This window comes from Citrobacter freundii complex sp. 2025EL-00176, from assembly GCF_053309355.1.
In genome coordinates this window covers 221,786-228,268 of sequence record NZ_JBRYHT010000007.1, presented here as the reverse complement: position 1 = coordinate 228,268, position 6,483 = coordinate 221,786, and the positions used below count along the sequence as shown (strand labels likewise).

At 49.1% G+C, this 6,483-nt stretch carries 7 protein-coding genes and 2 tRNA genes; 5 read left to right on the top strand and 4 right to left on the bottom strand.

The features are described 5' to 3' along the window. Positions 1-105: 105 nt before the first annotated feature. Together ACVXHP_RS15635 and ACVXHP_RS15630 are read left to right on the top strand one after the other, a co-directional pair. Positions 106-192: transfer RNA gene (locus ACVXHP_RS15635), tRNA-Leu, on the top strand. 32 nt (positions 193-224) lie between these two features. Continuing rightward, a tRNA-Leu gene (locus ACVXHP_RS15630) sits at positions 225-310 on the top strand. A gap of 37 nt (positions 311-347) precedes the next feature. Here ACVXHP_RS15630 and ACVXHP_RS15625 read toward each other — a convergent pair. Beyond that, positions 348-584, bottom strand: a complete 237-nt coding sequence (locus tag ACVXHP_RS15625; protein WP_233612696.1) for a DUF1435 domain-containing protein — start codon at positions 582-584, stop codon at positions 348-350. Positions 585-836: 252 nt separating this feature from the next. On the opposite strand from ACVXHP_RS15625, the gene ACVXHP_RS15620 reads away from it, so the two are divergent. After that, a complete protein-coding gene (locus ACVXHP_RS15620; RefSeq protein ID WP_316129161.1) occupies positions 837-1,913 on the top strand; it encodes a GGDEF domain-containing protein in 1,077 nt (358 codons plus the stop codon). 108 nt (positions 1,914-2,021) lie between these two features. Continuing rightward, the gene (gene fhuF, locus ACVXHP_RS15615) at positions 2,022-2,810 is read left to right on the top strand and encodes a siderophore-iron reductase FhuF (RefSeq protein ID WP_447571789.1); all 789 of its coding nucleotides are present in this window, start codon (positions 2,022-2,024) and stop codon (positions 2,808-2,810) included. A gap of 29 nt (positions 2,811-2,839) precedes the next feature. Here fhuF and ACVXHP_RS15610 read toward each other — a convergent pair whose 3' ends face one another. Further along, positions 2,840-4,183 carry a PTS sugar transporter subunit IIC gene (locus ACVXHP_RS15610; RefSeq protein ID WP_447571788.1) on the bottom strand — a complete coding sequence of 448 codons (1,344 nt, stop codon included), beginning with the start codon at positions 4,181-4,183 and terminating at the stop codon, positions 2,840-2,842. Positions 4,184-4,548: 365 nt separating this feature from the next. Between ACVXHP_RS15610 and ACVXHP_RS15605 the strand changes: the two genes are divergently transcribed. Continuing rightward, positions 4,549-5,007 (top strand): YbaK/EbsC family protein, encoded by a 459-nt coding sequence (locus ACVXHP_RS15605; RefSeq protein ID WP_200008460.1) that lies wholly within the window; start codon positions 4,549-4,551, stop codon positions 5,005-5,007. A gap of 57 nt (positions 5,008-5,064) precedes the next feature. Here the strand turns inward: ACVXHP_RS15605 and bglJ are convergent, their stop codons facing one another. Next, entirely contained in the window at positions 5,065-5,742 is a 678-nt protein-coding gene (gene bglJ / locus ACVXHP_RS15600) for a DNA-binding transcriptional activator BglJ (RefSeq protein ID WP_447571787.1), read from the bottom strand. Continuing rightward, positions 5,703-6,428 (bottom strand): LuxR C-terminal-related transcriptional regulator, encoded by a 726-nt coding sequence (locus ACVXHP_RS15595; RefSeq protein ID WP_447571786.1) that lies wholly within the window; start codon positions 6,426-6,428, stop codon positions 5,703-5,705. Before ACVXHP_RS15595 ends, bglJ begins: the two co-directional genes overlap by 40 nt. Positions 6,429-6,483: the final 55 nt, after the last annotated feature.

Sequence of the window (6,483 nt, the reverse complement as noted above, 5' to 3'; positions counted from 1 at the left end):
CGGAATTGGTAGACGCGCTAGCTTCAGGTGTTAGTGTCCTTTCGGACGTGGGGGTTCAAGTCCCCCCCCTCGCACCATAATCCACGTTGATATTGCTCGCACTGGGCGAAGGTGGCGGAATTGGTAGACGCGCTAGCTTCAGGTGTTAGTGTCCTTTCGGACGTGGGGGTTCAAGTCCCCCCCCTCGCACCAACGAGGCGATATCAAAAAAATAAGATGACTGTGCGAAGGTGGCGGAATTGGTAGACGCGCTAGCTTCAGGTGTTAGTGTCCTTAGGATGTGGGGGTTCGAGTCCCCCCCCTCGCACCAATTATCTTATTTCCCTCTCGCTTTTTCCCCGTTTTGCTTATCCCTGATTCCAGTTCATCATTACCAGCACAATGCCGCCGATCAGCGCCGCACATGAAGGTAACAGAACAAAATGCCGTAAGCGCTTGTGGTATAGCATGAGCGAAGTCAGTAGTAATCCTAATACAATCATTACCTTCCATACATAGACTGACAGATCGGTAAATGCCATCCCGGCAATGAGTATCCCCGGCAACAGAACTCCCCATCCACTGCCCAGCGTACGTTGCAACATGGTTCCACCTACGACATTGATAATGATAACCAATATCATATGATATATTTTCTCATTTGTCAGCTGGGAGGCACTATCAATTATATGAGTTTTACTTAACGATTGATGACATGAATAACCTAAGGTGATAAATTGCTCGCCGGTTAACGCTTCAACTAAAAATAAAGACCTCAGCGAATGATACCCCGTTCGTTATTTGTTTTATTTACCAACCCATCTTCGTATATTACAGATAACTAACAATATTTACCTATGACAGTACAATCCTGGCGAACTCTGCGCACTAAAAAATATCAACTTTCTTTGCGTTTGTTTCTGCTTCTCAACGCAGTCTCCGCGCTGTTTACGCTTTTTTTCCCACTTTTTGCCGTTAAAGCCCTATCAGTACCGGCTCTGCTGATACTGATCACCAGTACGCTGCTGCTTATATGGCATGGGAAATACACGGATAAAAAAATTAATCTCCCTTTTATTTCAATTGTTTTTGGCTTGTTATGGGCATTCCATATTTTCCAAAAATATTCCACGCTCGGTCATAATGACTATTATTTTCTGTTAATCGCACTGCTCAGCGTACTGTTTATTGGATCTATTGCTTTTGCCAATAATATCATCGCGTTTACGCTGCATTCTCTCCCCTCCGTCGCCGTCTGTTTATGGCTTAGCGGCAACGAGCATGGTTTACGAATTTTCTATTTTATGGCGTTACCGATGGCCGGGATCGCTATCCAGCATGTGATACAAAAGCGCTACGATGGTTTCGCCCAGCAGTTAATGTACAAACTGCTGGAGGAACGGGAAACGCTCAACGGACTCAGCATGCTTGACCCGCTTACTGGTTTATATAACCGCCGGGGGCTGCAACACAGACTCGATACGCTGTTGGCGCTGAGCAACTCGAAGCACTACGTGCTGTTATTAGATATCGACCACTTCAAAGCCTATAACGATCATTACGGGCATATGATGGGCGATCAGGCGCTGATCCGCGTCTCAGCCGCCATTCGTGATTCTGTACGATCCCGGGACGTGGTGGCGCGATTCGGCGGCGAAGAATTCATGGTTTTGCTGACCGCGATCGATCCGCAGCAGGCACAGGCTGCCGCCGAGCGTATTCGCCAGAAAGTGTATGACCTTAAAATACCCCACATGTTTAACGAAAGCGTGGCAACCAACGTGACCGTCAGTATCGGTATTGCGCCGCTGGTAGAGCAGGATATTGAGGCCGCTATCGCCAGAGCGGATAAAGCTCTGTATGAGGCCAAGAATCTTGGACGTAACAACACGCTGGTCAGCGATGAGCTGCGGGTAAACCGCCCTTCACTCTGAGCTATCTGTGCGGTGGCGCCCGACATCGCGACAAAGATCTTGCCATCGTGCATCGCCGACTATAGGATTGGCAATCATTATCATTTAGATTAACATCCTTACATAGCCATGGCTTATCGTTCCGCACCGATCGTTGAAGATGTTATCTGGCGTAGCCACCTCCCAGCAAAGATGCCCTCGCTGGCTGCTGCTGTACGCGAAACGATAGCCAAAACCCGTGAGCACCTGCTGGACTTCATTCGTCTTGACGAAACTCCCGTACCGGGTGCGATGACGCTACATGAATGGACGCAACCGGCGACGCTCAGTTCGCTGTTGGCCGTTTATTCAGACCATATCTATCGCAACCAGCCCACGCTAACACGCGAAAATAAGCCGCTGATTTCTCTCTGGGCGCAATGGTATATCGGTCTGATGATGCCCCCGCTCATGGTAGCCCTGCTAACGCAAAAAGAGGCCATCGACGTCTCACCTGAACACATGCGCGTTGAGTTTCACGAAACGGGCCGTGCCGCCTGCTTCTGGATTGATGTCCACCAGGATCACCAGACTACAGCCCTGTCGCCTCAACAACGCATGGAAACGCTGATTCTCTCGGCACTAACGCCGGTTGTGCAAGCGCTGGAAGCCACAGGCGAGATCAACGCCAAGCTTATCTGGAGCAATACCGGCTATTTAATTCACTGGTATTTAACGGAGATGAAGCCGTTGTTAGGTGAAGAGCTGCTGAACACGCTGCGCCAAACCTGCTTTTTTGAGAAACAACTCTCCTGCGGTCAGGATAATCCGTTGTGGCGTACCGTTGTTCCACGCGAAGGACTACTGGTGCGCAGAACCTGCTGCCAGCGTTACCGCCTGCCCGACGTTCAGCAATGCGGTGACTGTACGCTGAAATAAGCGAGGCGCCGCAGCCCCTCGCCAACAAATTATGCAACCTGCTGATTTTCCTCTTCTATACGCTGTGCTTCTTCTTTTTCCTGCGCCAGGAGCTGCTTTTCATAGACCTTAAAGAATGGGAAGTAGATAACAGCAGACACTAACGCCAGCAGGACGACCAGGATGGCCGCACGATAATCCCAGCCTAACGCCCATGCCGCGCCAACCGGTGCCGGGGCCGTCCAGGGAACGACGGAAATCACCCGACCAATTAAATCCAGCTTCATCGTCGCCCATGCCAGCACCGCATTCACCATCGGGGCCAGCAGGAACGGGATAAAGAACACCGGGTTCATAACAATCGGCGTACCGAAAATCACCGGTTCGTTAATATTGAAAATGCTGGGGACCACGCTCAAACGCCCAATCGAGCGTAAATGAGCCGAACGGCTGCGCAGATAGCAAATCACCAACCCCATCGTCGCGCCGGACCCACCAACTACGATGAAAAACGTCCAGAATGCTTCCATAAAGATATGAGGCAAAGGTGCGCCCTGTGCCAGCGCCGACTGGTTCATTCCGAGATTGGTTAGCCAGAACATTTGCAGCATCCCTGACACAATCGCCGCGCCATGGATCCCAGCAAACCACAGTAGATGACCGATCAGCACGGCCAGTAGTATCGCCGGGAGAGAATCAGCGGCAGATACCAGTGGTTTGAAGATGGCCATAATGGCCTGCGGGATCAGCATGTCAAACTGCGACTGTATCACCAGGCTCAGAGGGTACAGCGTTAGCACCACCACCAGCACCGGGATCAGCAGATCGAAGGAGTTTTTGATCATTGGCGGCACCTGATCGGGTAAACGGATACCGATGTTGTGCGCTTTAAGGAAACGCATCATTTCAACACAGTAAATCGCCACCAGGATAGCGGTGAAAATCCCCGTCCCACCCAAGCTATCAACGGGCATCGCGCCTTTGGTTTTCGGCGCGGCAATCAGCAAAAAAGCCATGATGGACAACATCGCGCACATAAACGGATCTAACTGATGCGACTTCACATAGTGCTTACCCAGGTTATAAGCGATAGCCGCACATATGTAGACCGACATGATCCCCATCGTCATATCAAACGGAGTGAGGATTTGACCTTCAAACTGTTTTGCCATATCCAGCCATGCGCGGGCAAATCCCCATGTTGTATCAGGAGAAAATGGCGGGTAGGCAAAAACCAGCAGAAATGAGCCTACAATCATAAAGGGCATAGCCGAAATAAAACCATCACGAATAGCCATCACGTGACGTTGCGAAGAGATACGCCCGGCGACAGGGCTGACATAATTTTCAACAAAGCGGAAAATCACATTAAACACAGTATGATTAGTAGACATAGCCGCTCTCCCGTTGCGCAAAACCCTGCCGCCATGCCGGCATCAACACTACCACGTAAAGCCCATTACACTTTTTCGCAACCGTGCCGGGAAGAACACCAGCACTACTGCATTTTGAGTTAAGTTTCATAGATGGCTCTTATTATGTGATACAGAGGAAGTGACAACTTCAGTATTAATCGTCATTTCAACAATCTGCAACCGGTTACTGTAACCGGTTTCTTTGATTGTGAAGACGATCGAAAAACTGCCAATGTTGCTATATTGTTACAATAAAATATTTACAGTGAGGTGAGCCCTATGACAAATTACGCCATGCGGTTTTCTGCTGTGCGGAGCTGCCTGTAGGCACCATGGAGAGAAGAATGAGTTTGCAATCAGTACGCCAATTTTTGGCGCAGCATGCCCCAGATATTGAGATCATCGAATTAGACCAGAGCACGGCAACCGTCGAGCTGGCAGCAAAAGCCCACAATGTCGAACCCGGTCAGATCGCGAAAACCCTTTCGCTAAAGGTGAAGAACGACATCATCCTGGTCGTCGCCAAAGGCGATGCTCGGCTGGATAATAAAAAGCTAAAGAGTACGTTCGGTGCCAAAGCCCGAATGCTGAGTAGTGATGAGGTAGTGAATGCGACGGGTCATCCCGTTGGCGGCGTTTGTCCTTTCGGGCTGGAAACACCGATATCGGTTTATTGCGATGTCTCTCTGAAGCACTATGCTGAAGTGCTGCCTGCGGCAGGAGCCATTCACAGCGCGGTTCGCATCACACCAGAAAGGATGGCTGAGATAACTTCAGCCACCTGGGTTGATGTGTGTCAGTGATGTTTCACGCCCCAGCCCAGTGAATGAACCCGACACAAAATACGTCTACGTTGACCGTCACGACGCCGCTTGTAGAAAGGGTGTCGGTTCACCTGCGCGCAGATACAGCAGGATGTCGGCAGCATCCAGTAGCCCGGCATCTGAGCTCACGCCCAGCTTGGACATTACGTTAAATTTATGCGCCCGAATGGTTTTAATATTCCGTTCAAGCTGAACGGCAATCTGCGGCATCGAATAGCCATTCGACATAAAACGCAGAATTTCTCGTTCTGTAGGGCTAAGCACACGGCTTTGATTGATAAACCAATGGTTTTTCGCGCTTTCGGTTACCTGAGTAGGGCAATTCAATGCCGTAAATAGTGCGTCCTGCAACACAGTTAACGAAGAAGCTTTGCTAACAACCCCATCTAACGGCAACGGTGACAGAGAGCCAATTAAACGCGCCTCAGCATCGTCATCGGCAATCACCACACGCCTGATGCGAGGGAAATTTATCGCCATCTCCGTCAGATAGGCGAGTCCTGCTCTGCGATCGGTTCTGATAGCAGAAAGAGAAAAAATAACTGCCGAAAATGACATTTTTAACATCGCTTGACTAAAAGCAAGCTGATTCGAAAAGAGATGAAGTGTGTATTGGTCACCCGGCATGGTATTGAATAAACTCTCAATACCCACGCGACTCATCGCACATTTTTCTATAAGCGCGACGTTTCTTTTAATGCTTCTGCTTTCCATTCCGTGGTCTCTCCATATACTGAAGGTAAATTCAGTTCTCGCGATCCTTGAGAACTGTTTATCCATGCGTACATCTCTGCATTGCTATGTATTGATAAGCGACGCATGGCGCTGTTCTTTTGGGCGCTGATGGTTTTATTACTTTTCTTAAGCAACGACGCAATCTGGTTAATTCCCCAGCCTTTTCCCAGGAGTCTTAGCACTTTCCTCTCCGAGAGAGTAAGTACAATTGAGCGGACGCTATGGTCAGCCAACTCTGGCATTACGGGCGGAGACAGCAGTGACTTGCTAATTCTCTCTGCACGGGTATTTCCCGCGTGAATTACATTCACTAAACTTTCAATCGGCTCTGCATCAGATAACAGCGAACTGATCGGGCACATCAGCAGTTCGATGGCGAGAGGGTAAAAAATACGAGATACAAGAAATACCCAATGAATATCACGGTATTGAGATAATAAAGAATAATATTGTTCGCAGACTGAGCGAGGATGATTGCAATCTGCTGATAAATCAGCAATCACCAAATCAGCGCACCGTAACTGCAACAATGTCAGTTCTTCAACGGAACGACAGTAAGTCAATTCGTAATCAGCGAACTGCCCTTGCATTACACCTTTTAGCCCAGTTTGCACGATCGGTAATTTACTAATAATAATTGCGTTTTTGCAGCGTCCTGGCAACATATCCCCTCCACATTCACCAGTCCGTATTCGCACTTATTAAAAGCTTCCTGATAAA

Excerpts from the sequence above, each read along its gene's own strand:
- fhuF (WP_447571789.1), top strand. The coding sequence starts at position 2,022 with ATGGCTTATCGTTCCGCACCGATCGTTGAAGATGTTATCTGGCGTAGC.
- ACVXHP_RS15620 (WP_316129161.1), top strand. The coding sequence starts at position 837 with ATGACAGTACAATCCTGGCGAACTCTGCGCACTAAAAAATATCAACTT.
- ACVXHP_RS15605 (WP_200008460.1), top strand. The coding sequence starts at position 4,549 with ATGAGTTTGCAATCAGTACGCCAATTTTTGGCGCAGCATGCCCCAGAT.
- ACVXHP_RS15595 (WP_447571786.1), bottom strand. The coding sequence starts at position 6,428 with ATGTTGCCAGGACGCTGCAAAAACGCAATTATTATTAGTAAATTACCG.
- bglJ (WP_447571787.1), bottom strand. The coding sequence starts at position 5,742 with ATGGAAAGCAGAAGCATTAAAAGAAACGTCGCGCTTATAGAAAAATGT.
- ACVXHP_RS15610 (WP_447571788.1), bottom strand. The coding sequence starts at position 4,183 with ATGTCTACTAATCATACTGTGTTTAATGTGATTTTCCGCTTTGTTGAA.
- ACVXHP_RS15625 (WP_233612696.1), bottom strand. The coding sequence starts at position 584 with ATGTTGCAACGTACGCTGGGCAGTGGATGGGGAGTTCTGTTGCCGGGG.